General features: G+C 72.1%; 17 protein-coding genes. 7 read left to right on the top strand and 10 right to left on the bottom strand.

Annotated elements, in window-relative coordinates; translation table 11 throughout:
• Positions 1-91: 91 nt before the first annotated feature.
• The 3 genes from ACIBCM_RS33995 to ACIBCM_RS33985 all read right to left on the bottom strand — a co-directional run bounded on the left by ACIBCM_RS33995 (position 92) and on the right by ACIBCM_RS33985 (position 6,716).
• Positions 92-3,694, bottom strand: a complete 3,603-nt coding sequence (locus tag ACIBCM_RS33995; protein WP_399250105.1) for a hydantoinase B/oxoprolinase family protein — start codon at positions 3,692-3,694, stop codon at positions 92-94.
• An 865-nt stretch (positions 3,695-4,559) separates the two neighbouring features.
• Positions 4,560-5,978, bottom strand: a complete 1,419-nt coding sequence (locus tag ACIBCM_RS33990; RefSeq protein WP_399250103.1) for a HEAT repeat domain-containing protein — start codon at positions 5,976-5,978, stop codon at positions 4,560-4,562.
• 345 nt (positions 5,979-6,323) lie between these two features.
• Complete coding sequence (locus ACIBCM_RS33985) at positions 6,324-6,716, bottom strand: ankyrin repeat domain-containing protein (protein ID WP_399250101.1); 393 nt, start codon at positions 6,714-6,716, stop codon at positions 6,324-6,326.
• Positions 6,717-7,143: 427 nt separating this feature from the next.
• Here ACIBCM_RS33985 and ACIBCM_RS33980 point away from each other — a divergent pair, with 427 nt between their 5' ends.
• Both ACIBCM_RS33980 and ACIBCM_RS33975 read left to right on the top strand, forming a co-directional pair.
• On the top strand, positions 7,144-7,338 hold the full coding sequence (locus ACIBCM_RS33980; protein WP_399250099.1) for a hypothetical protein: 195 nt from the start codon (positions 7,144-7,146) through the stop codon (positions 7,336-7,338).
• A gap of 52 nt (positions 7,339-7,390) precedes the next feature.
• Entirely contained in the window at positions 7,391-8,968 is a 1,578-nt protein-coding gene (locus ACIBCM_RS33975; protein ID WP_399250097.1) for a hypothetical protein, read from the top strand.
• A gap of 249 nt (positions 8,969-9,217) precedes the next feature.
• Here the strand turns inward: ACIBCM_RS33975 and ACIBCM_RS33970 are convergent, their stop codons facing one another.
• Complete coding sequence (locus ACIBCM_RS33970; protein WP_399250095.1) at positions 9,218-10,717, bottom strand: PLP-dependent aminotransferase family protein; 1,500 nt, start codon at positions 10,715-10,717, stop codon at positions 9,218-9,220.
• A 223-nt stretch (positions 10,718-10,940) separates the two neighbouring features.
• On the opposite strand from ACIBCM_RS33970, the gene ACIBCM_RS33965 reads away from it, so the two are divergent.
• The 4 genes from ACIBCM_RS33965 (at position 10,941) to ACIBCM_RS33950 (ending at position 14,425) form a co-directional block, all read left to right on the top strand.
• A complete protein-coding gene (locus ACIBCM_RS33965) occupies positions 10,941-11,627 on the top strand; it encodes a YitT family protein (RefSeq protein ID WP_399250148.1) in 687 nt (228 codons plus the stop codon).
• Positions 11,624-12,397 (top strand): glycerophosphodiester phosphodiesterase family protein, encoded by a 774-nt coding sequence (locus tag ACIBCM_RS33960; protein ID WP_399250093.1) that lies wholly within the window; start codon positions 11,624-11,626, stop codon positions 12,395-12,397. Before ACIBCM_RS33965 ends, ACIBCM_RS33960 begins: the two co-directional genes overlap by 4 nt.
• A 40-nt stretch (positions 12,398-12,437) precedes the next feature.
• Entirely contained in the window at positions 12,438-13,784 is a 1,347-nt protein-coding gene (locus ACIBCM_RS33955) for an MFS transporter (RefSeq protein WP_399250092.1), read from the top strand.
• Between the two features lie 266 nt (positions 13,785-14,050).
• Positions 14,051-14,425, top strand: a complete 375-nt coding sequence (locus tag ACIBCM_RS33950) for an RNA polymerase-binding protein RbpA (RefSeq protein WP_003959706.1) — start codon at positions 14,051-14,053, stop codon at positions 14,423-14,425.
• Positions 14,426-15,124: 699 nt separating this feature from the next.
• Here the strand turns inward: ACIBCM_RS33950 and fxsA are convergent.
• The 4 genes from fxsA to ACIBCM_RS33930 all read right to left on the bottom strand — a co-directional run bounded on the left by fxsA (position 15,125) and on the right by ACIBCM_RS33930 (position 19,189).
• Positions 15,125-15,694, bottom strand: a complete 570-nt coding sequence (fxsA, locus tag ACIBCM_RS33945) for an FxsA family membrane protein (RefSeq protein WP_399250090.1) — start codon at positions 15,692-15,694, stop codon at positions 15,125-15,127.
• Between the two features lie 64 nt (positions 15,695-15,758).
• A complete protein-coding gene (locus tag ACIBCM_RS33940; RefSeq protein ID WP_399250088.1) occupies positions 15,759-16,538 on the bottom strand; it encodes a polyprenol monophosphomannose synthase in 780 nt (259 codons plus the stop codon).
• Positions 16,539-17,080: 542 nt separating this feature from the next.
• Positions 17,081-18,727 carry an amidohydrolase gene (locus ACIBCM_RS33935; protein ID WP_399250087.1) on the bottom strand — a complete coding sequence of 549 codons (1,647 nt, stop codon included), beginning with the start codon at positions 18,725-18,727 and terminating at the stop codon, positions 17,081-17,083.
• Between the two features lie 21 nt (positions 18,728-18,748).
• Positions 18,749-19,189, bottom strand: coding sequence for an Lrp/AsnC family transcriptional regulator (locus ACIBCM_RS33930; RefSeq protein ID WP_399250085.1), 441 nt, complete (start codon positions 19,187-19,189; stop codon positions 18,749-18,751).
• A 203-nt stretch (positions 19,190-19,392) separates the two neighbouring features.
• Between ACIBCM_RS33930 and ACIBCM_RS33925 the strand changes: the two genes are divergently transcribed.
• On the top strand, positions 19,393-19,809 hold the full coding sequence (locus ACIBCM_RS33925; protein ID WP_399250083.1) for a hypothetical protein: 417 nt from the start codon (positions 19,393-19,395) through the stop codon (positions 19,807-19,809).
• 529 nt (positions 19,810-20,338) lie between these two features.
• On the opposite strand, the gene ACIBCM_RS33920 is transcribed toward ACIBCM_RS33925, so the two are convergent.
• Both ACIBCM_RS33920 and ACIBCM_RS33915 read right to left on the bottom strand, forming a co-directional pair.
• Positions 20,339-21,490, bottom strand: coding sequence for a dipeptidase (locus tag ACIBCM_RS33920; RefSeq protein WP_399250081.1), 1,152 nt, complete (start codon positions 21,488-21,490; stop codon positions 20,339-20,341).
• A 61-nt stretch (positions 21,491-21,551) separates the two neighbouring features.
• Entirely contained in the window at positions 21,552-22,241 is a 690-nt protein-coding gene (locus ACIBCM_RS33915; RefSeq protein ID WP_399250079.1) for a pyridoxamine 5'-phosphate oxidase family protein, read from the bottom strand.
• Between the last annotated feature and the right edge of the window lie 261 nt (positions 22,242-22,502).

Below are 22,502 nucleotides of genomic sequence, written 5' to 3'. Positions count from 1 at the left end.
CCGGCCGCAGAGCACGGGCGCCGCACGGGGCCGTTCGCTCCCCGGCCGTCCGCACCCCGCGGTGCGGCGGCGGTCCGTCCCGGCCGCGCGGCTACCGTCGGTGCTGTCCGTACCCGCCGCCGCCCGGGGTGCGGACGACCAGGACGTCGTCGACACCGACATCGGTCGCGTCGGCGCCTCCCAGGCGGGTGAGGGAACCGTCGCTGCGTTCCACACGGTTCTCGCCGAGCGCGCCCGGGCCGCCCCCCGCCATTCCGTACGGCGCGACCCTGCGGTGTCCGGTGAGCAGCGCCACGGTCATGGGCTGGAGGAAGCGGATCCGGCGCACGACTCCGTCGCCGCCGCGCCACCGCCCCGTACCACCGCTGCCTCCGCGCACGGAGAAGGCGTCCACCCGCACCGGAAAGCGCCACTCCAGCACTTCGGGATCGGTGAGCCGGGAGTTGGTCATATGGGTCTGCACGGCGTCCGCCCCGTCGAAGCCGTCGCCGGCGCCGGAGCCGCTGGCGACGGTCTCGTAGTACTGGACCCGGTCGTTGCCGAAGGTCAGATTGTTCATCGTTCCGGAACCCTCGGCCTGGACGCCGAGGGCCGCGTAGAGCGCGCCGGTGACGGCCTGCGAGGTCTCCACATTGCCCGCGACGGTCGCCGCGGGATACTCGGGCGCGAGCATGGATCCGGCGGGGACGCGTACCTCCAGGGGTTCCAGACAGCCGCTGTTGAGCGGGATGTCCTCGCCGACCAGGGTCCGGAAGACATAGAGCACGGCCGCCATCACCACGGAGGTGGGGGCGTTGGCGTTCCCCGGCTGCTGCGGCGAGGTGCCGGTGAAGTCCAGTACGGCGCTGCGGGCGCCGCGGTCCACGCTCAGGGCCACCGTGATCACGGCGCCGCTGTCGGTCTCGTAGCGGTACCGGCCGTCGTTCAGCCCGGCGATGATGCGGCGGACGGACTCCTCGGCGTTGTCGCGTACGTGCCGCATGTACGCCTGCACGACCTTCAGGCCGAACTGGTCGACCATACGGCGCAGCTCCGCGATCCCCTTCTCGTTGGCGGCGATCTGGGCGCGCAGATCGGCGATGTTGGTGTCGGGGGCACGGGAGGGATGGGCCGCGCCGGTGAGCAGTTCCCGGGTCTCCTCCTCCCGCAGCCGCCCGTCGCGTACGAGGAGCCAGTTGTCGAAGAGGACACCCTCCTCGTCGATCGTGGTGCTGAAGGCGGGCATCGAGCCGGGGGTGATGCCCCCGATCTCGGCGTGATGGCCCCGCGAGGCGACCAGGAAGCGGAGTTCCTCGTCACCGTCCCCGAACACGGGCGTCACCACCGTCACATCGGGCAGATGCGTGCCGCCGTGATAGGGGTCGTTGATGGCGTACACGTCTCCCGGCCGCAGTCCGTCCCGGTTGCGCCGCAGTACTTCCTTGATCGATTCGCCCATCGATCCGAGGTGGACGGGGATATGGGGAGCGTTGGCGATCAGATTGCCCTCGGCGTCGAACAGGGCGCAGGAGAAGTCGAGGCGTTCCTTGATGTTCACGGAGTGCGCGGTGTTCTCCAGGCGTACGCCCATCTGCTCGGCGATGGCCATGAAGAGGTTGTTGAAGACCTCCAGGAGGACCGGGTCCACATCGGTGCCGACGGCGACCCGGCCGGGTCGGGCCGTGGCGCGGGTCAGCAGCAGATGCCCGCCGTCGCCCGCCTCGGCGCGCCAGCCGGGGTCGACGACGGTGGTGGCGTCGGGCTCCGCGATGATCGCCGGGCCCCGGACGGCGTCACCGGGCCCCAGATCGGCGCGCCGGTACAGCGGCACCTCCCGGCGCCCGCCGTCCACGAACATCGGCACCAGGGCCCGTGGCGTGAACTCGCCTTCAGGGGCGACCTCCTCGATGACATGGCTGCCGTGCTCTCCCGCCGTACCGACCGCTTCCACGGAGACCGCCTCGACGACGAGCGGTTTGTCCATGGTGAACGCGTAGCGGCGGCGGTGGGCCGTTTCGAAGGCGTGCTTCATGGCCGTAGCGGTGTCCAGCGGCACCGGAAGGGCCGCGTCCGTGCCCGCGTAGCGGAGCAGTACGCGCGCGCGGGTGGTGATCGCCGTGTCCGGGATGCCGTCGGCGCGCAGTTCGGAGCGGGTGCGCCCGGCCAGTCCGTCGCAGAGGTCGCGGACCCGGGTCATGGACTCCTCGCCCAGCTCCGCCTCGACGGACTGTTCGCGCATGGCGGTCGCGTCGGCGAGGCCGATGCCGTAGGCGGACAGCACCCCGGCGAGCGGCGGGACGATCACCGAGTCGACACCGAGCGCGTCGGCGACGGCGCAGGCGTGCTGGCCGCCCGCGCCGCCGAAGGAGTTGAGGGCGTAGCGGGTGATGTCGTGCCCGCGCTGGACGGAGATCTTCTTGACCGCGTTGGCCATATTGAGGACGGCGATCTCCAGGAAGCCCGCCGCGACGTCCTCGGGGGTGCGGTCGGTCCCGGTCTCCTCGCGTACGCGGGCGGCGAGCGCCGTGAAGCGCTCATGGACGATCCGGGCGTCGAGTGGCTGGTCGCCGCCGGGGCCGAAGACCGCGGGAAAGTGCTCCGGCTGGATCCGGCCGAGCATCACATTGGCGTCGGTCACGGTCAGCGGTCCGCCGCGCCGGTAGCAGGCCGGTCCGGGGACGGCCCCGGCCGAGTCCGGTCCCACCCGGTAGCGGCGGCCGTCGAAGTGGAGGACGGAGCCGCCGCCCGCGGCGACGGTGTGGATGTTCATCATGGGCGCGCGCATCCGTACACCCGCGACCTGGGTGCCGAGTTCCCGCTCGAACTCGCCCGCGTAGTGGGAGACATCGGTCGAGGTGCCGCCCATGTCGAAGCCGACGACCCGCCCGAATCCGGCCCGTCCGGCGGTGCGGGCCATACCGACGACACCGCCCGCGGGTCCGGAGAGCACGGCGTCCTTGCCCCGGAAGTGCGCGGCTTCCCGCAGCCCGCCGTTGGACTGCATGAACATCAGCCGGATGCCCCGGAGTTCGGCCGCGACCTCGTCGACGTACCGCCGGAGGATCGGCGAGAGATACGCGTCGACGACGGTGGTGTCCCCGCGCGGGATCAGTTTGATCAGCGGGCTGACCTCGTGGGAACAGCTGACCTGGGTGAATCCGAGGTCATGGGCGGCCTCGGCGATACGCCTCTCGTGGCCGGGGTGGCGGTAGCCGTGCATCAGGACGACGGCGGCGCTGCGGAAGCCGTCCTCGTACGCCCGGGAGAGCCGTTCCGCGACGGCGGGCAGATCGAGGGGCCGGACGACGGTGCCCCGGGCGTCGACGCGTTCGGGGACCTCGACGACCCGCTCGTACACGGCCTCGGGAAGTACGATCCGGCGGTCGAAGATTTCGGGCCGGTTCTGGTAGGCGATACGGAGGGCGTCGCCGAAGCCCTCCGTGATGACGAGGACCGTCGGCTCGCCCCGCCGTTCCAGCAGCGCGTTGGTGGCGACGGTCGTGCCCATCTTCACGGAGGCGACCCGCTCGGCCGGTACGGGTTCACCGGGGCCGAGACCGAGCAGAAGGCGGATTCCGGCGACGGCGGCGTCCCGGTAGCGCTCGGGGTCGTGCGAGAGCAGCTTGCGGGTGACGAGCCGGCCATCGGGGCGCCGGCCCACGATGTCGGTGAAGGTTCCGCCGCGGTCGATCCAGAACTCCCAGCGCCCGCTCATGGCCCCATTCTCGCAAGCGGAACCCCGCACGACACGGCGGCGGGCGGAAGCGGAGCCGCGCATTCGCCCCGGCGGTCCCGGTGGCCCGGTCGGTCCCGGTGGCCCGGTGGCCCGGTGGGGATGGTCGGGATGGTCGCATGGGTGCCCTGCGTCAGCGGCCGGTCCCGGACCGGAGAACCACCTCCGTCACGGCGGCCGCTCGTCCCACCGGAGCCGAGGGCGGGCTCGGTGCCGTACGCCCCTGGGCGCAGCCGCGCCCGGAGCGCCGTGTGGTCCGCGGGCGGCCGACCGCGCCTGAGCGAATACGGAGGGCGGCGGCGATGTCGTACCGCTGACGGCATGCGGTACGGGCCCGGACCGCCCCCGATCCCCCGCCGCCGACCGCCGGGTCCGCACCAAACGCAGCGGGGCCATGTACTCAGGCCAGCGGCATCGGCCCCATCGGCCGCCCTGTCGTGAGCCTCCGGCCAGGAGGAGGGGCCCAGGTGCCCTGCGCCTTCGGTGAGGGTGCCGGCGCCCGGCGGCCCGGGACCGCAGCCGGGCCAGCCCGAAGGCACCGGACCCGGCTCCTGCGTCAGACACCCAACCGGACAACGGACCGCACCGACCCGGCAGCGGGCCAGTGCGCCGGCACCCGCCACGCACCCCAGGCCCTCAGAAACCCCTCGCCGACCGCCGAGCCCAAGACAGCCAACACCCCCGGCACCTTCAGCCAGTGGGCCGACGGAGGCAGGACCGGAACCGCCTCCGGGCGCCGTCAGGGGATCCCGGCCTCCGTCAGGGGGTGCCGGGCCCTGCACCGTCCCCGGACCCGCCCCCCCCGTGGGCGATGTCTCGCCCACGGGAGCGGGGGTGGCCGGTCGCGTCATACGGCCGGGGTGTCCGGGCCCATCCTGCTGCGTACCGCCGCATGCACCTCGGCCTCCTCGGCCGGGTCCGCGGCGAGCCTGCGCAATCGTTCGGCGACGCGGATGTCGCCCGTCGCGGCGTGCCACGCGGCGATCTCGCGGGTGGTCTCCTCGCAGTCCCACAGGCATTCGACGGCGAATCCGGTGGCGAAGGAGGCGTCGGTGGCGGCCAGCGCGCGGGCCGCCCGTCCTCTGAGCCCGGAGGAGGTGGTCTCCCGGTAGACATGGCGCAGGACGGGTGCCGCGCAGGCGATGCCGAGGCGCCCCGTGCCGTCCACGAGTGTCCCGAGGAGAGGGGAGTCGGGTCCGTCCGCGCGTACGGTCTCACGGACCGCGCCGAGGACGAGGTGGGCGTCGCCCGCGGCGCCCCGGCAGGCGAGCACGGCGGCGGCGGACGCCCCGAGCGGATCGGGTCGGTGCACCCAGCCCCGGGCCCGGTCGACGGCCTCCTCGCCGCACATCCGCTCGAAGGCGGAGATCGCCGCGTCGGCGACGGTGCGCGAGCCCGAGGAGACCGCGGCCTCGATCAGATCGAGGACGACGGGGTCCTGTGACTCGGCGAGATAGTGGAGTGCGGCGCAGCGCGCCCCGTCACCGCCCTCGCGTGCCGCGGTCACGATGGCGGGCCGGTCACCCTCGCCCGCGACCGCCGACAGACAGCGGGCCGCCGGCACATGGAGTTCGGTGCCGCGCTCGACGGCCTGGTCGGCCCAGTCGAAGACGGCCTGGACACTCCAGCCGGGCCGTGGCCCGGTCGGCCGCATCTGGCGCTGCCAGCGGTCGAAGGAGCCCGCTTCGCGCGCGGCGCGCACCCGGGCGCCGACCGCCTCGCGCGGATCGTCGGCCCACAGCCGCCACGGCCGTGGCTCGAAGGCGTCCCGCACGGCGGTGGCCAGTTCGGCCTCGCCCTCGGGGGTGGCCGGGAAGCGGGCGAGGATCGGGGTGGCGAGGGAGCGCAGCCCCGCGTCGTCGTCACGCAGCGCCAGCTCGTCCAGGGCCCAGGCCCAGTTGGAGCCGCGGGCGGCGTAGTTCCGCAGCAGAGCCAGGGCGTCCCGTCTGCCGTAGGACGCGAGGTGGCCGAGCACCGCGAGCGCGAGGCCTGTTCTGGCCTCGTCGGTGTCGAGGTGGTCGTCGACATCGCTCAGGTGCCGCTCGATCTCCTCCAGGCCGCCGTGGAGGTCCAGATAGAGACGTGCGTAGTAGAGGGAGCGGTTCTCGACCTGCCAGTCGTGGCGGGGGTCGTTGAGCACGCAGTGGTTGAGGGCGGCGAGCGCTTCCGCGCGTGGCGCTGCCAGCGCGTGCAGGGTGCCGTCGCCGCGGCCCCGCTGCAGCAGGCCGAGCAGCGTGCCGCTCGGCGCTATGACTGGATCGAACATGGGGAAAGCCTCACATCAAGCTCTCGACGCAACCGGGGACTGGTAGTGCCTAGGCCGCGCTGCTGCATGGGGAGCCGCCCGTCGTCGTCCGCGTCTTCCGCTCGGCGTAGACCATCTTCCTGCCTCTCGTCGGTGGGCCTCAGGGGAACTCCCGGTGATGTCCAGGACAAGGCCCGACGTCATGATGACCCACCCATATCGCCACCGCGACCACATTTACGACGCCCCTGTCCCGGGCCTCTCCGGAAGGGTCCCGGAGGGTGCCGGAACCGGCCGGATACCGCTCCGCGGCCGTGCGGAGCCGGCGGGGGCACACGGGCTCCTCCCCGTGCCGCCCCGCCGGCGTCAGCCGTCGCCGAACAGCTCCAGTAGTTCCGTCTTCCCGAACATCCGGGCGGTATCCACGGCGGAGGGCGTTCCCGCGGAGGGATCGGCCCCGTGCTCCAGCAGGACCCGGACGACGGCGTCCTCGCCCTTGAAGACCGCGCCGGCGAGGGGTGTCTGACCGCGGTCGTTGGCGCGGTCGGGATCGGCCCCGCGCACGGCGAGGGCCGCGACCGAGGCGGCGTGACCGTGGTAGGCGGCGAGCATCAGGAGGGTGTCGCCGCGGTCATTGGTGAGGTTCGCGGGGACTCCGGCGTCGACGTACGCGGCGAGGGCCTCGGTCTCTCCCTGGCGCGCCAGGTCGAAGACCTTGGTCGCGAGTTCGACCACCTCGGGATCGGGGGCCTCGCTCATGGACGGACCGCCTTTCGCTGCACGTTTCACGGCAATGACCTGTGCGTAGGGTCACGGCCATGACCTGGGCGTACGGCGGGATCGGCCGTACGGGCAACGGACAGGGTACTGCCCGGGTCCCGCCACGGGTGAGGCCCGCCCTCGACGGGCGCCGCCCGCGCAGGGGACATATCCCACCGACATGGAGAGATCCGCGCCTTCTCCCACCCGACCAGGGGATTCGCGTCCTCGCGGTCGGCCCGGTCCGTGCGGCCGGGAGGAACTGTGCCTCGCGACCGGTGAGCGTGCCCCTCGGAGGCTGATTTCTCATCCGCCGTTCAAGTGAATTGCCGAAATTTTCACCCATTTGCACCTTTAATCGCATATGTACATGCGGTGAGGTTGGAAGTACTGATGGTGACTGTCCCCTCACCCAGGAGAGCCCCTCATGATCCTGTCCATCTCAGGCGTGGTCCTGCTCGCGATCATCGTCTTCCTCTTCTTCAAGAAGGACGGCCTCAAGGCGTCCCACGCCCTCGCCTGCGCCCTCTTCGGTTTCTTCCTGGCGGGCACCGCCATCGCCCCCAGCATCACGGCAGGCAGCCAGAGCCTCGCCAGCCTTCTGGGCGGGATCAAGTTCTGATCCCCTCCGCCCTTCCCCGCGCATCCAGCCCCGGCACCTTCAGGAGAACGATGTGGGTCGGCGACCCCTCCCCCGCATTCTCAGCAGCGGAACCGCGCAGATCACCCGAGGCCGGGAGATCGCGCGTACGGCCGCCGACAGCGCCACAGACGTCCTCCATCCGCTGATCACGGTCTCCCGTGGCCTGCGGGAGCTGACGGGCACCGCCCGCCGGAAATGGGCCGACACCCCCAAGGAGAAGCGTGGTCCCACGCTCTTCATGGTGGCGGCCGGCCTGGTGGCGGTCGCGTTCATCCCGTACGGGCCCCTGATGGCCCTGATCGCGCTGATGGGCGCGGCCGCCTGGAAGGGGCGGGTGCGCACCCCGGTCACGACCGGCCCGAACGAGGCGGAGGCCGGGCGGCTCCAGTCGCTCTACGACGCCCTGGTGCCCTACTTCTCGGTACCCGAGGACCCTGCCTCGGTCTTCACCCACGGCGGCGAGTGGACCGCCGCCTTCAGCGACCCCGTGTTCGACGGCAACGGCCGTCTCATCGCGCTGCGCATCGCCTACCCCGCGTACTTCCCCGACGGCGAGGAGGAGCCCAGGTCCCGGATCGAGCAGTTGCTGCACGCCAAGTCGGGCCGCGGCCGGGAGTACCGCTTCACCTGGGACGAGGAGGGGAACCAGCTGCTGATGAGCGTCCTGCCCGCCCTGCCGACCTCCATCGCCGCCCAGCGCTTCGTCACCGTCCCCGGTGAGACCGTGCTGGGCTTCACCGATGCCGGAGCGGTGCAGCGGACCATTCCCGTGACGACCGGTGAGGAGACCCGGGACGCGCCTCCGGTGGTCTGGCGCACCGGACACCGCTCCACCGAGCCGCATCTTCTCGCGGTCGGCGATCCCGGGAGCGGCACCACGACCCTGCTGCGCTCGATCGCCCTCCAGGCGCTCCCGTACGGGGATGTGCTGATCATCGAGGGAAGCGGAACCGGCGAGTACGCCTGTCTGGCCGGCCGCTCGGGCGTGCTGGCCGTCGAATGCGCGCTGGGCGGGGCGCTGGCGAGCCTGGAATGGGCGGCGCACGAGACCGAGCGGCGGCTGATCGCCGCGAACCGCGCCCGGCAGGGCGGCCTCCCCGTCCCGGACGACACCAGGCGTCCGCTGTGGATCCTGGTGGACCGGCCCGGCATCCTCGGCCATCTCGCCGCCGCCGACGGGCACCCCGACCCCCAGGAGCTGCTCCAGGTGCCGCTGCGTCACGGCCGGGCCGCGCAGGTCACGGTGGTGGTGGCCGAGCAGTTCGACAGCCTGGACACCCTGTCGGAGGCCGTACGCACGCACACCCGCGCCCGGGTGGCGCTCGGCCCGGTGGGCTTCGGGGAGATCGAGGCCGTGCTCGGGGCGGCCCCCGGCACCACACCGACTCCCGATGTACCGCCGGGGCGCGGTTACGCCCGGCTCGGCACCGGACCGGTGCTCAGGCTCCAGGTGCCGGCCACCCCGGACCCGTACGACGACGCCACGAGCGAGGCGCACCGGCGGGCCGTACTGGAGCTGCTGCCGGAGCGTGTCCCCACGGCCCCGGAACAGCGCGGGACGGTGGGGCCGCCGGCGGAGCCGCAGGACCCGGTGCCGGCGGAAGGCTGAGACCGGGGGCTCACGCCCGGCGCGCCGGCGCCCGCCGTACGGAAACCGGCTGTTCCTCCAGGGGGACGGCCGGTTCCGTGGTACCCCTCGACCTCAGATGCACCGGCGCGCATGCCCCTTTGCGCGGCTTCAACGGCTCCAACGGCTCGAACGGCGCACGCGCCCCGGTCGCACAAGAGCCCGGCCACGCGAAAGGCCGGTCGCCCGGAAGGCTGCGACGACGGGAAGCCCGGTTGCCGGAAACCCCGGTTACGCGACGAAGGTGCGCGGCGCCTCGGTCCCCGTCGTCGCTCCCGTCTCCACCAGCCGTGCCGCCGCGGCCAGCCGGACCGCCGCCTCCTCCGCGACCGGCCCGCCGACCGTGAACGGCAGCCGTACAAAGCCCTCGAAGGCGCCGTCGACCCCGAAGCGCGGCCCCGACGGCACCCGTACCCCCACCCGCTCGCCGACCTCCGCCAGCCGGGAGCCCGACAGCCCTCCGGTACGGACCCACAGGGTCAGCCCGCCGCCCGGAACGGCGAACTCCCAACCGGGCAGCTCCCGGCGCACCGCCGCCACCAGCGCGTCACGGTTCTCCCGGGCCTGGCCGCGGCGGATGGCGACCGCCTCCTCCCAGCTCCCGGTCCGCATCAGCCAGTGGATCGCCAGCTGTTCCAGGACGGGCGTGCCGAGGTCCGCGTAGGCGCGGGCGGCGACCAGGGAGCGGATCACATCGGGCGCCGCGCGGACCCAGCCGATGCGCATGCCCGCCCAGAACGCCTTGCTGGCCGAGCCGACCGTGACGACGGTGCTGCCCGCCGGGTCGAAGGCGCAGACGGGCCGGGGCATCGTGATGTCGTCGTCGAAGTACAGCTCGGACATGGTCTCGTCGACGACGAGGACCGTGCCGGCGGAACGTGCCGCGTCGACGAGCCGCCGGCGCCGGTCGTCGTCGGCCAGTGCCCCGGTCGGGTTGTGGAAGTCGGCGACGACGTACGCGAGCCGGGGAGCCGCGTCCCTGAGCACCTGGCGCCAGCGGGGCAGGTCCCAGCCGCCGAGCCCCTCCTCCATGGCGACCGGCACCAGCCGGGCCCCGGCCTCACGCATCAGCTGGAGGATATTGGCGTACGAGGGGGACTCGACGGCGATGCGCTCACCGCGTCCGGCGAAGAGATGGCAGATGGCGTCCATGGCACCCATGGCCCCCGTGGTAACCATGATCTGCTCGGGCATGGTGGGGATGCCGCGCTCGGTGTAGCGGTCGGCGAGCATCTGCCGCAGTGCCGGGATGCCCGCCGGATAGTCGCCGTGGGTGTGGGCGTACGGCGCCAGTTCCTCCAGCGCGCCCTGTACGGCCCGGGTGAGCCAGGGCTCGGGCGCCGGCAGCGCCGCGCAGCCGAGGTCGATCATGGAACCGAGGGATTCGGGCGGCAGGGGTTCCAGACCGCGTGCGGGCAGGGGATTCCCGGCCGGTACGGCGGTCCAGCTGCCGGCGCCCCTGCGGGATTCGAGGAAGCCCTCGGTCCGCAGGGCTTCGTAGGCGGCGGCGACGGTCGTACGGCTGACGGTCAGTGCCAGCGCCAGTTCGCGTTCGGCGGGCAGCCGGGCGGCGACCGGGACACGGCCTTCGAGGACGAGCAGCCGGATGCCGTCGGCGAGCGCGCGGTAGGCGGGCGGCTTACGGGTGCCGGGCCCGGCCGGGCGGGGCTGCTGGGCGGTGAGCTGCCGGGCGAGCTGCGCCGCACCCACCGCCGAGGTCCAACGACTCATGGAAATCAGTCCACCTTCCTCGAATTGGCCATGGTTGCACTGTGTTCCATGGCCACAGAGTGTCATGAGTCAGTCCACCACCGCCAGAGGAGCCATCGCTGTGCCAGACACCGAGTCCGCGGGCCCGGCCGGCTCCGCTGAGATCACGGGCCCTGCGGTCCCGTCCACCGACCAGGGTCCGCGGGATTCCGGGAAGACGGCACAGACGGCACAGGGGCAACCTCTGACACCGGGGGCGCCGGAGGAAGCCGGGGAGACACGCGGCTCCGGCCGCACCGCCCGCAGGCTGTCACAGCTCTCCGTCGGTCTGGTGCTCTACGGCGTGAGCGCGGCGCTCCTGGTCCGCGCGGAACTCGGTCTGGAGCCGTGGGGCGTCCTGCACCAGGGGCTGTCCGAACGCACCGGGCTGACGATCGGTGTCGTGTCGATCGTCGTCGGCGCCGCCGTACTGCTGCTGTGGATCCCGATCCGGCAGCGGCCGGGGCTCGGCACGGTCTCCAATGTCTTCGTCGTCGGCATCGCGATGGACGCCACCCTCGCCCTGGTCCCGGACGCGCGGGGAATCGCCCTGCGCGTCACGCTGATGATCGCGGGCATCGTGCTGAACGGGGTGGCGACGGGCCTCTACATCGCCGCGCGCTTCGGTCCCGGCCCGCGCGACGGTCTGATGACGGGTCTGCACCGGCTCACGGGACGTTCGATCCGGCTGGTGCGTACGGGGATCGAGGTGGCCGTGGTGGCGACCGGATTCGTTCTGGGCGGCTCCCTGGGGGTCGGCACGATCGCGTACGCGCTCGCGATCGGACCGCTGGCCCAGCTGTTCCTGCGCGTCTTCGCCATCCCCGATCAGGGCGGCCGCAGCACGGTGGTCACCCGCGCGACACCGAAGCGGGCGATACTTCGGCGGTGACTCGTGTACGGCGCCCCCGGCATCCCTTTCTGGACCATCCCTCCGTACTGCCGTTCGCCCATCGCGGCGGCACGGCGGACGGGCTGGAGAACACCGTGGCCGCGTTCCGGCGGGCCGCCTCCCTCGGCTACCGCTACTTCGAGACGGATGTGCACACCACCGCCGACGGCAGGCTGGTCGCCTTCCACGACACCACCCTCGACCGGGTCACGGACGCGCGGGGCCGGATCGCGGAGCTGCCGTGGAGCGAGATACGCCGGGCCAGGATCGCGGGCCGGGAGCCGCTGCCGCTCTTCGAGGAGCTGCTGGAGGAGTTCCCCGGCGCCCGCTGGAACGTGGACCTCAAGGCGGAGTCCGCGCTGATCCCCCTCGTGGACCTCGTCCGCAGGGCGGGACTGTGGGACCGGGTGTGCGTGGGCTCGTTCTCGGAGGGCCGGGTGGCACGGGCCGCTCGGCTCGCGGGCCCGCGTCTGGCGACCTCGTACGGGGTGCGCGGGGTGCTGGGCATGCGGCTGCGCTCGGTCGGAATCCCGGTGGCGGTCCGGGTTGGCGCGGTGTGCGCCCAGGTCCCCGAGACCCAGAACGGCATCCGCGTGGTGGACCGCGGATTCGTCCGGGCAGCGCACCAAAGGGGACTTCAGGTACATGTCTGGACGGTCAACGACCGGGATCGCATGACCCGGCTTCTGGAACTGGGCGTGGATGGCATCATGACCGATCAACTGGAGACGCTGCGCACGGTACTCGCCGACCGCGGAGACTGGGTCTGACCCGCGCGTCTGCACCACAGGACGAGCGAGGGGGGCGCTGATGGCTGCCGAGACCGCCGAGCCGGCGGCCGGCGCGGGGGAGCGCCGGCGCGAGCAGCACGGCTGGTACTTCTACGACTTCGCCTGCTCCGTGTACTCGACGAGCGTGCTCACCGTCTTCCTCGGGCCGTATCTCACCTCGGTGGCCGAGGCCGCGGCGGACGCGGACGGCTTCGTGCATCCGCTGGGTATTCCGGTGCGGGCGGGTTCGGTCTTCGCCTACTCGGTCTCGGCGTCGCTGGTGGTGGCCGTGCTGCTGATGCCCCTGGCGGGCGCGCGGGCGGACCGTACGGGCCGCAAGAAGCCGATGCTGGCGGCAGCGGCGTACACCGGGGCCGCCGCGACGGCCGGGATGTTCCTCCTCGGCGGCGACCGCTATCTGCTGGGCGCGTTTCTGCTGATCGTCGCGAACGCGTCCCTGTCGGTGTCGATGGTCGTCTACAACGCCTATCTGCCGCAGATCGCCGGGCCCGACGAGCGGGACGCGGTCTCCTCGCGGGGCTGGGCCTTCGGGTACACCTCCGGCGCCCTGGTGCTGGTGCTCAATCTGATCCTCTATACGAACCACGAGGGGTTCGGGCTGTCCGAGTCGGCGGCGGTCCGGATCTGTCTGGCGTCGGCCGGCGTGTGGTGGGGCGCTTTCACGCTGATCCCGCTGCGGCGGCTGCGGGACCGGCGGATCGCGCCCGGCGCCGGGAGCCCGGCCGGTTCCGGCTGGCGGCAGCTGGCGGCGACGATCAGGGACATGCGGCGGCATCCGCTGACGCTGTCGTTCCTGCTGGCGTACCTGGTCTACAACGACGGCATCCAGACCGTCATCTCCCAGGCGTCGATCTACGGCTCCAAGGAGCTGGGCCTCGGACAGACGACCCTGATCGTGGCGGTCCTGCTGGTGCAGGTGCTCGCGGTGGCGGGGGCGCTGCTCATGGGGCGGCTGGCCCGGACCCACGGCGCGAAGCGGACGATCCTCGCCTCGCTCGCCGTCTGGACGCTGATCCTCGTCGCGGGGTACTTCCTGCCGGCCGAGGCCCCCCTCTGGTTCTTCGCGCTGGCGTCGGCGATCGGGCTGGTGCTCGGCGGGAGCCAGGCCCTCTCCCGGTCGCTCTTCTCACATCTGGTGCCGCACGGCAAGGAGGCGGAGTACTTCTCGGCGTACGAGATGAGCGACCGCGGGCTCAGCTGGCTCGGACCGCTCGTTTTCGGCCTCGCCTACCAGCTGACCGGCAGCTATCGCGACGCGATCATCTCCCTCGTGGCCTTCTTCGCCCTGGGATTCCTGCTGCTCGCACGGGTCCCGGTACGGAGGGCGGTGGCCGCGGCGGGCAATCCTGTACCGGACCGAATTTAGACGCCGAAGTGAAAGGGCGGTAGTGTACGCGTTTGGCCTGCCAGGCGGACCGTTACTGCGCACGAAGAAAGCGAAGTCCCTGGGTGACACTTTCTGTCAGATGTGACAAACCGGGCACTGGTGGGTACCCCCACGTATGGGAAACCAGCGGCACGACGGGCGACGCATGACCCGGAACGGGAATCTTTACGGCCGACCGGACGTTGACCGGATGACGACGACAGCGACACCTGTCCTGTGGGCGACAAGCCCGGGAGGCACGATTCATGAGTGAGCGAGCTCTCCGCGGCACGCGCCTCGTGGTTACCAGCTACGAGACGGACCGCGGCATCGATCTGGCCCCGCGCCAGGCGGTGGAGTACGCATGCCAGAACGGACATCGGTTTGAGATGCCGTTCTCGGTCGAGGCAGAAATTCCGCCGGAGTGGGAGTGCAAGGCGTGCGGCGCCCAGGCACTCCTGGTGGACGGGGACGGCCCCGAGGAGAAGAAGGGCAAGCCGGCGCGCACACACTGGGACATGCTGATGGAGCGGCGCACACGCGAGGAGCTGGAGGAGGTGCTGGCCGAGAGGCTGGCGGTCCTGCGCTCCGGCGCCATGAACATCGCCGTGCACCCGAGGGACAGCCGCAAGTCGGCCTGACCCTCGCGGCCGTATCTTCTGTCACCGTGTGCGTGGCACGGGGCGGGCGATGACGGCCGAAAGCAGAGCGACTGACCAAGCCGTGGGCCGCTTCACACCTGGTGTGGAGCGGCCCACGGGTATGTCCGGGCGGGGTCCCGGGGCAGCACGGTGGGGGACGCGGGCCGAGTCGCCCGACGGCGCGCCTCGGGCAGACGGTCGTCCCGTCCTGCCACGCTCGCGGGCGCCCCGCACTCCGGCTCCGGCTCCGGCCGCATCCGGCCGCCCGGGCTTCGGTGGGCGATCTGCCGGTCCAGCGTCTCGGGCTTCGGGCGCAGAGGGCGGGTGTTCCGGAACCGGTGGCACCCCCGGCTTCCGGGCGTGGGGGACCCATTTCAGGCCCTCCGGCGTTTGAGGAGCGGGGTCCGGGGCGGAGCCCCGCGAGGGCCCGGTCTCGGAGCGTGCGGCATCCCATCGGGCGGCGCGGAGAAGCCTGCCTCGGCTTCTCCGCGTATGAACAGCAGGTTCTCGGGCTGTCCGGGCCAAAGGCTCGGGAGAGGCCCCGGAAAGACCGGGCAGGGGCGGTCGGGGAGGCGGGACTGTCCTGCCCAGGCTCTCCGGCGCGATCCCGTCCGCCGCAGGGCACAAGGGACGACGGGACCGGCTGCCCCAAGGCGCTCCCCCGCGCCGATCGCGGACGGGACCAGCCGGCCGCGGGCGCTACGGCAGCGGGCGCTGAGGGGCGTCCGGTGGCGGCGGGGGCGGGGGGTCCTGGGGGATGACCTCGCCTTGGACGATCTTGCCGTCCGGGCGGTGGATACGGGCCTGCTGGAAGGCGTCCCCGAAGGTGCCGGGAGGAGCTTCGCGCATACGGCGCTCCAGTGAGCGCTCGGCGTAACGGCCGAGCCGGGTGCGGACCGGCGGAATCAGCAGGAGCAGACCCGCCGCGTCCGAGATCAGGCCGGGGATCATCAGCAGCAGACCGCCGAGCATCAGAAAGCCGTTGCCGGTGCTGCCGGAGGACTCGGGGGACGGCATCCGGCCGTCCTGCTGCTGTTGCAGCGTCTCGGACAGGGTGCGGAAGGCATTGCGGCCCGCGTGCTTGATGACCGTGCCGCCGAGCACCGCGCCGCCGATGAGGAGGGCGAGGACCGCCACTCCCCCGGCGGTCTCACCGACGAGGATCAGCAGCCAGATCTCCAGGACCAGCCAGGCGGCCAGTCCGAGCGGGACAAAGCGGCGGGCACGCGAGCGCTTGGGGGCCGTCGGGGGCGGAGTGCCGGTCGTCATGTTCCCAGTGTGCCTGCAGGGCCGTGGAAGCGGAGGGGGCGGGTGATCGCCGGGAGCGTACGGGTCAGGGGGCGCGGCGCCCGCGGACGCGGCCCGCGCGGCCCGAGACCCCCCAGCCCGCGATCCGCCAGAGCGCCTCCACGGCGATGTCCCGGTTCATCTTGGAGTCGCCGAGTTCGCGCTCCACGAAGGTGATGGGTACCTCCACCACGTGATAACCGAGCCCCACGGCGCGGCGTGTGAGGTCGACCTGGAAGCAGTATCCCTGGGAGGTGACCTCGGAGAGTCCGAGTCCCCGCAGGGTGTCCGCGCGGAAGGCGCGGAAGCCCGCGGTCACATCGCGGACGTCGAGGCCGAGCAGCAGCCGGGAGTACGTACTGGCGCCGCGGGAGAGGTACTCGCGGCGCCTGGGCCAGTTCACGACCCGTCCGCCGGGGACCCAGCGCGAGCCGATGACCAGGTCGGCGCCCTTGAGCGCGGTCAGCAGCCGGGGCAGTTCCTCGGGCCGGTGGGAGCCGTCGGCGTCCATCTCGACCAGTACGCCGTAGTCGTGCTCCATGCCCCAGGCGAAACCGGCGAGATAGGCGGCGCCGAGGCCCTCCTTGCCCTTGCGGTGGAGCACATGGACCTGCTCGTCCGTGGCCGCCAGTTCGTCGGCGAGCTTTCCGGTGCCGTCGGGGCTGTTGTCGTCGGCGATGAGGACAGCCGCGTCGGGCACGGCGGCACGCACCCGGGCGACGATCTTCTTGATGTTCCCGGCCTCGTTGTAGGTCGGGATGATCACCAGAACTCGTCCGAGCGGGCCGTACCGCCTGAGGGCTCCGCCCTTACCGCCGTCGTTCACTGCAGCCCCTTCGTGTCGTGCGCAGGGACCCAACCTTAGCGATCGCCGGGCACGGGGAAGTGCCGATGAGTGCCGGGGGTGTCGGCCACCCGGGCGGCACGGCGGCGAAGGGTATGGAATGCGAGAAATGGCCGTTGTTACGGATCGGGGCCCAGCGTCCTTCGGGCCGGCCTGGGATCCGCTGGCTGCGGATCGACCGAGAGCCGTTGTCTACTGAACGCCGGGCCCCACCCGGGTCACACCTGCCGTCCGGCTGAAACCTTCCCTCGCCCCCGAGGCGCGGGCGCTGGACCTGGCTCCCAGTGGCAGTGCTCCGGTGCGGCGCACTGCCCATGGCCCAGCGGCGTTCGACGACTTGCTCGGAGGTTTCACCGGTCGGACGTCCTGTGGTGGACTCGGCCGAACCTACCCGCCCGTGGGCGCTCCATGTCAACAGTGGTGCGATCTGCGCGGTTTGCCCAATTCGCCGGACCAGTACCGAAGATCCGCAGGTCGCGGCGGAACCGTTCCGCCCCCGATCGACGGTACGAAATGTCCGTACGTCACCCGTTTGGACGATCAAAGATAGTTTGTCCAGAGACCACCGTGCGCAGGCAGAACGGGAGTTCGGCGCCGGGGGTGAGATCGGGCAGGCCGGGAGTGCCCGAACGCGGATCGGTCGACCAGCGGGCGACCCGGTCGTCGGGCGCCTGGACGACGAGTTCCCCGGTGCGCCACACCGCATAGTCGGCGGGGGCGCCGGGCACCAGGATTCCCGCGTCGTCACGGCCGACGGCCCGCCAGCCGCCCCGGGTGTGGGCGGTGAAGGCCGCGCGTACGGACACCCGGTGCCCGGGGGTGCGGTGGAAGGCCGCCGCCCGGACGGTGCCCCAGGGATCGAGGGGGGTGACCGGGCTGTCGGAGCCGAGGGCGAGCGGCACCCCGGCGCGCAGCAGAGCCGCGTACGGGTTCAGGGTGCGGGCCCGCTCCACGCCGAGGCGTTCGGCGTACATGCCCTCGTCACCGCCCCAGGCGGCGTCGAACGCGGGCTGCACGGAGGCGGTGAGCCCGAGTTCGGCGAAGGCGGCGATGGTCTCGGGGGTGAGCATCTCCGCGTGCTCGACCCGGTGCCGGGCCGCACGCACCCGGGCGAGGCCCAGGGTCTGCGCGGCCGCCCGGACTCCCTCCGTCACGGCGGTGAGGGCCGCGTCGCCGATGGCGTGGAAACCGGCCTGGAGCCCCGCCTCGGTACAGGCGGTGACATGGGCGGCGACGGCGGCCGCGTCGAGGCGGGCGGCGCCCCGGTGGTCCGCGTCGGCGTACGGGTCGTGGAGGTGGGCGGTGTGCGAGCCGAGGGAGCCGTCGGCGAACAGATCGCCCGCCGCACCCCTGGCACCGAGTTCGCTGATGCGCCGGGCACCCTTCGCATCTGCGATCTGCTCGGCCCAGTAGCCGACCACACGAGGACCCGGCCGGGCCCCGGCGAGCGCCAGCAGGGCGAGGAAGTCGTCCTCGCCGGAGATATCGGGCCCGGCGCATTCGTGGACGGTGCCGATACCGAGCGACGCGGCGCGGTCGAGGGCGGCGCGCTGGGCCTCGTCGCGCTGGGCGGGGGTCAGGGCGCCCTGGGCCGTACTGCGTACGGCGTGGTGGGCAGCGTCGGTGAGCGGCCGGTCCGGGTGGTAGCCGTTCAGCCCGGTGACCCCGGGCACCAGGTCGAGCAGGGCGGTCGTGACGACGGCCGAGTGCACGTCGATCCGGGGCAGATAGAGCGGACGGCCGCCGGTCGCCTCGTCCAGCTCGGCCCGGGAGGGGTGCCGCCGCTCCGGCCAGCTCGCCGCGTCCCAGCCGCCGCCCATCAGGACCCGGTCCGAGGGACGGGCGGCGCTGTGCTCCCGTACGAGGACGAGGGCCTCGGCGAGAGTGCGCGCGCCCGACAGGTCGAGCCCCGTGAGGGCGAGGCCGGTGGCCGTGGTGTGCACATGTGCGTCGGTGAACGCGGGGGTGACGAGAGCGCCGTCGAGATCGACGGTCTCGTCGACTCCGTCGGCGAAGGCGTCGGCCGCCCCTTCGGACCCCACCCAGGCGATGTGCCCCCGTTCGACGACCATCGCCGTGGCGAAGGGATCGGCGGGGCTGTGGACTTCCCCGCCGCGCAGCAGGGTGGTGCGGTCCGCGGCGCGGGCGGCGGGGGCGGTGCTCTGGCTCATGGCACCAGCCTAGGGAGTGCCTCAGACGCGCGGGGGGCGGGCCTCGTAGGGGGTGGAGAGCACCACGGTGGTGCGGGTGGAGACTCCGGCGAGCGTACGGATACGGGTGAGCAGGTTCTCCAGTTCGAGCGGGGTCGAGACACGCACCTTGAGGATGTAGTTCTCGTCGCCGGCGACGCTGTGGCACGCCTCGATCTCGGGCACGCCCGCGAGGCGGTCGGAGATGTCGTCGGGGGCGCTGGGGTCGAACGGCTTGACCGAGATGAACGCGGTGAGCGGCAGCCCGACGGCCTCGGGGTCGACGACGGCCGCGTAACCGCGGATGACACCGCGCTGCTCCAGACGGCGGACACGCTGATGCACCGCCGAGGTGGACAGGCCGGTGGCCTTGCCCAGGTCGGTGTAGCTCATCCGCCCGTCCGCGACGAGCAACTCCACGATCTGACGATCCAGCTCCTCCATGCGGATCAACTTAATTGCACCGGCCCCTTCCGGCACACTCGTACGCCATCCGCGGGGCATCTGCGGCGGGCATGTGACGAACACCACAGGCTCTACGCCACCTCCATCGTGACCTGACGGTTACCCACCGGGCCCAGCGGGAAGTGCTTGCTGTGGTCGAGGCCACATGAGCCTGATGGGCCCACCTGAGGGGGAGATTCTCCATGCAGAGTGTCAAGAACACCGGCCGTACCGAACCGGAGCCTGTTGATCCGGCGGAGTCTGCGAGGTCTGCCGAGTTGGACGAGCTGAATGAGTACGACACCTTCGAGATGTACCGGGTGATCTGCCCGGACTGCGCGCAGCCGATCGCGCTGCTCGCCGACGAGGACGTACTGCCGGAGCACGCGCTGTGCCCCACCCCGTGGAATCCGTTCGGGCTGACCGTGTGCGCGGGCACCGGGCGCCCCGCGTCCCGGGCGCAGCCCGCGGACGACAGCCTGGAGGCCCAGGAGCAGGAGATGGGACTGCTGCTGACGCTCCCTCAGGGGCTGGACTGGCGGATGCAGCCCTTCTCCCACGTCGGTGGTCCGGGCTCGCGTCCGCTGCGGATGCCCCCGATGCGCGACCGCGCGGCCTGAGTCCCGGCCCGCGCGCGTCATCCGTACGTACGTCTCCGGGTCACCGGGCCTTGCCGGTCCCTCCGCACGGCCGTCGCTTCCGTGGTCGGGCCCGTGCCGCCACCGGGCGCGCTCTCCGGGGGGGGCTTCCCTCCGTCCGGTGAGCCGTCCCCGTGCTCTGGCGTCGGCGCTCCCCGCTCTCCCCTCCGCCCGGCTCGGCCACGGCCGCCCGGGCAGCCGTGGCCGAGCCGGGCGGCCGGGCAGATGTACGGCCCGGTACGGAGGCCCCTTCACAGGACGGCCCGTGTCCCGGACCGCCGGGATCCACACGTCCGGAGTCTCCGCGCACGCCGGGCATCGCTCCCGGCACACCCGCGGGGCCCGGAGCACGGCGCCGCAGGGGCGTGTCACGGGAGCCGGCCGTCGGGGCGACCGCCCGCCGCATGGCCCGGCCGCAGCCGGATGAGGCGGCGGATCCCGCTCCCCCGCCGGGCAGGTCGGCGGGCCGGATCGGCGATACGGAGCCGGGGCACCCTTTCCGGGTGGCCGCTCAGCCGTTGACGGCCTCGAAGACCCGCAGGAAGTTCTCGCCGAGGACTCCCCGGATCTGCTCGTCGGTCCAGTTCCTCGCGACCAGTCCCCGGGTGATGTTGATCATGTCCCGGTAATCGCGGAAACCGTCCAGGGTCCGGGTCACCTTGTCGATCTGGTGTTCCGGCCGGAAGCCGAACTCCTCCAGTTTGTTCGAGAAGGCGGCTTCCTGGACGTGATACGGAAGGGCCAGCGGCCAGTCCGTACCGATGGCGACATGCTCCGGGCCGACGAGCGCGCTGATGTGCTCCATATGGTCCAGGACCAGCTCGATCGTGGGGTTCGCCGCGTCGGGGGACGCGAGGAAGAACGGTACGGCGTAGACACCGATCACCCCGCCCGTGGCGGCGATCGCACGGATCTCGTCATCGCTCTTGGCGCGGTCGTGGCGGTACACGGCCTCGGCGGAGGTGTGGGTGGCGATGACGGGGGCCGTGGACACCTCGCAGACGTCGAGGGTCGTGCGGCGGCCGGTGTGGGCCGTGTCGACGATGACGCCGACGTCGTTGCACCGGCGGACGAACCGCTGGCCGAAATGGCTCAGCCCGGGGTCGTAGCGCTCGGTGCACCCGGCCCCGATGAAGTTCATGACGTTGTAGGCGCAGTCCAGGGTGTGCAGGACACCCAGGGCATGGGCCGCGTCGATGAGATCCAGATCGCCGGGGCCGAGCATGTTCGTCTGTACGAGACCCCACACGGCCTGCTCGCCGGCCGCGTGCGCGGCACGGATGTCGGCGGCCGTACGCGCCCGGCGCAGCCAGGGGAACGCCTCCAGCTCACGGGCGAGCAGATGTGCCGCGTCGAGCACAGACGCCTTGTCCTTCAGTACGTATCCGCCCGTCACCGCGGTGGTGACACCGGAGGCGTCGAAGAGTTCCTTGTACTCGGGGTATCTGCCCGCGATGGCACGTTCCTTGAGGAAGAAGGCCACCGAGTAGAGGTCGTCCGATCCCAGGGCGTCGATCTCGGCGATCAGTTCCCCGGTCCACACATCCGGTGAGCACGGCCCCTGGAACAGCAGGTCGCAGACCACGCTGTCCCGGTGCAGGCGCCCCGCGCGGGCCTCCTGATCCCCCGTCAGTCCGAACGGGTAGGTTCCGTAGCTGTGCACTGTCGTCTCCTTCTGCCGGGCCGGGGCGCCGCCGCGCGTGCCGACGCCGGTGGTTTCCCGCTCAGACACCCGAACGGCTGCTTCCCCAGGAGCGGATGTGCTCCCGCGCCGGGTTTCCGGGCCTGAGGTCGGGGTCGTCGACCGGTTCCCCCGGGACGATCCTCAGCGGCAGTTCACCGGCCCAGACCGGAAGTCCGAAGTCGCTCTCCTTGTCGCCGGGCGGGCCGCTGCGTATCTTCGCCGAGCACTCCTCCAGCGTCAGCGCGAGGACGCGTACGCTGCGCAGTTCCGCGTCGGTGAGCGGGCGCACCTCATCGGCGCGTCCGGGCACCACACGCTCCATCAGGGCCACCATCGCCCGTAGCTTCGCGTCCGCTCCGGTCACCTCGTACGGGTTTCCGAGGGCGACGACGGAGCGGAAGTTCATCGAGTTCTGGAACAGCGAACGGCCCAGCACGAGCGAGTCGATCACCGTGGCCTCCACGCAGACCGGCGCTTCGAGCATCCGCTTGAACATCCGGTTCTGCTGGGAGGCGTGGAAGTAGAGGGTGTCGTCGATACGGGTGTGCAGGGTCGGCAGCACATACGGCCGCCCGTCGTCGACGAAGGCGACACGGCAGATCAGCGCCTCGTCCAGGATGGCGTTCACCTGGGCGGGATCGTAGGAGCCCCGCTCGGCTCGGCGGCGGACCCGGACCCGTTCGGTCAGTGGCCGGTGCGTACCGTCGTCACGGATGTGTTCGGTCGTCATGGAAGCAGCCCTTTCGAGCGGTTGGGTGTACGGGGTGAGGAAATGCGGTGACTGATGCCAGGCGCCGCGGAGCCGGTGGACGTCCGGGTCACCGCCGGTGCCGCGCCGGGCGCCGGTGTACGTTTCCGGTCCCGCGCCGGGGTGTTTCAGAAGTGCCCTATGTGCCTGCGGCGCGGCCGAGGCGGCGGGGGTCGGCGGCGGCGTGGATGGTGCCGTCGGGGTCGAAGGCGAGGGCGTGGCAGCTGCCCATTTCGGGTTCCC

The sequence above is a fragment of the Streptomyces sp. NPDC051018 genome, from assembly GCF_044456085.1.
Lineage (GTDB): Bacteria > Actinomycetota > Actinomycetes > Streptomycetales > Streptomycetaceae > Streptomyces.
Note: the sequence above shows the minus strand (reverse complement) of the source record. Positions and strands in the feature narration are given on the sequence as shown.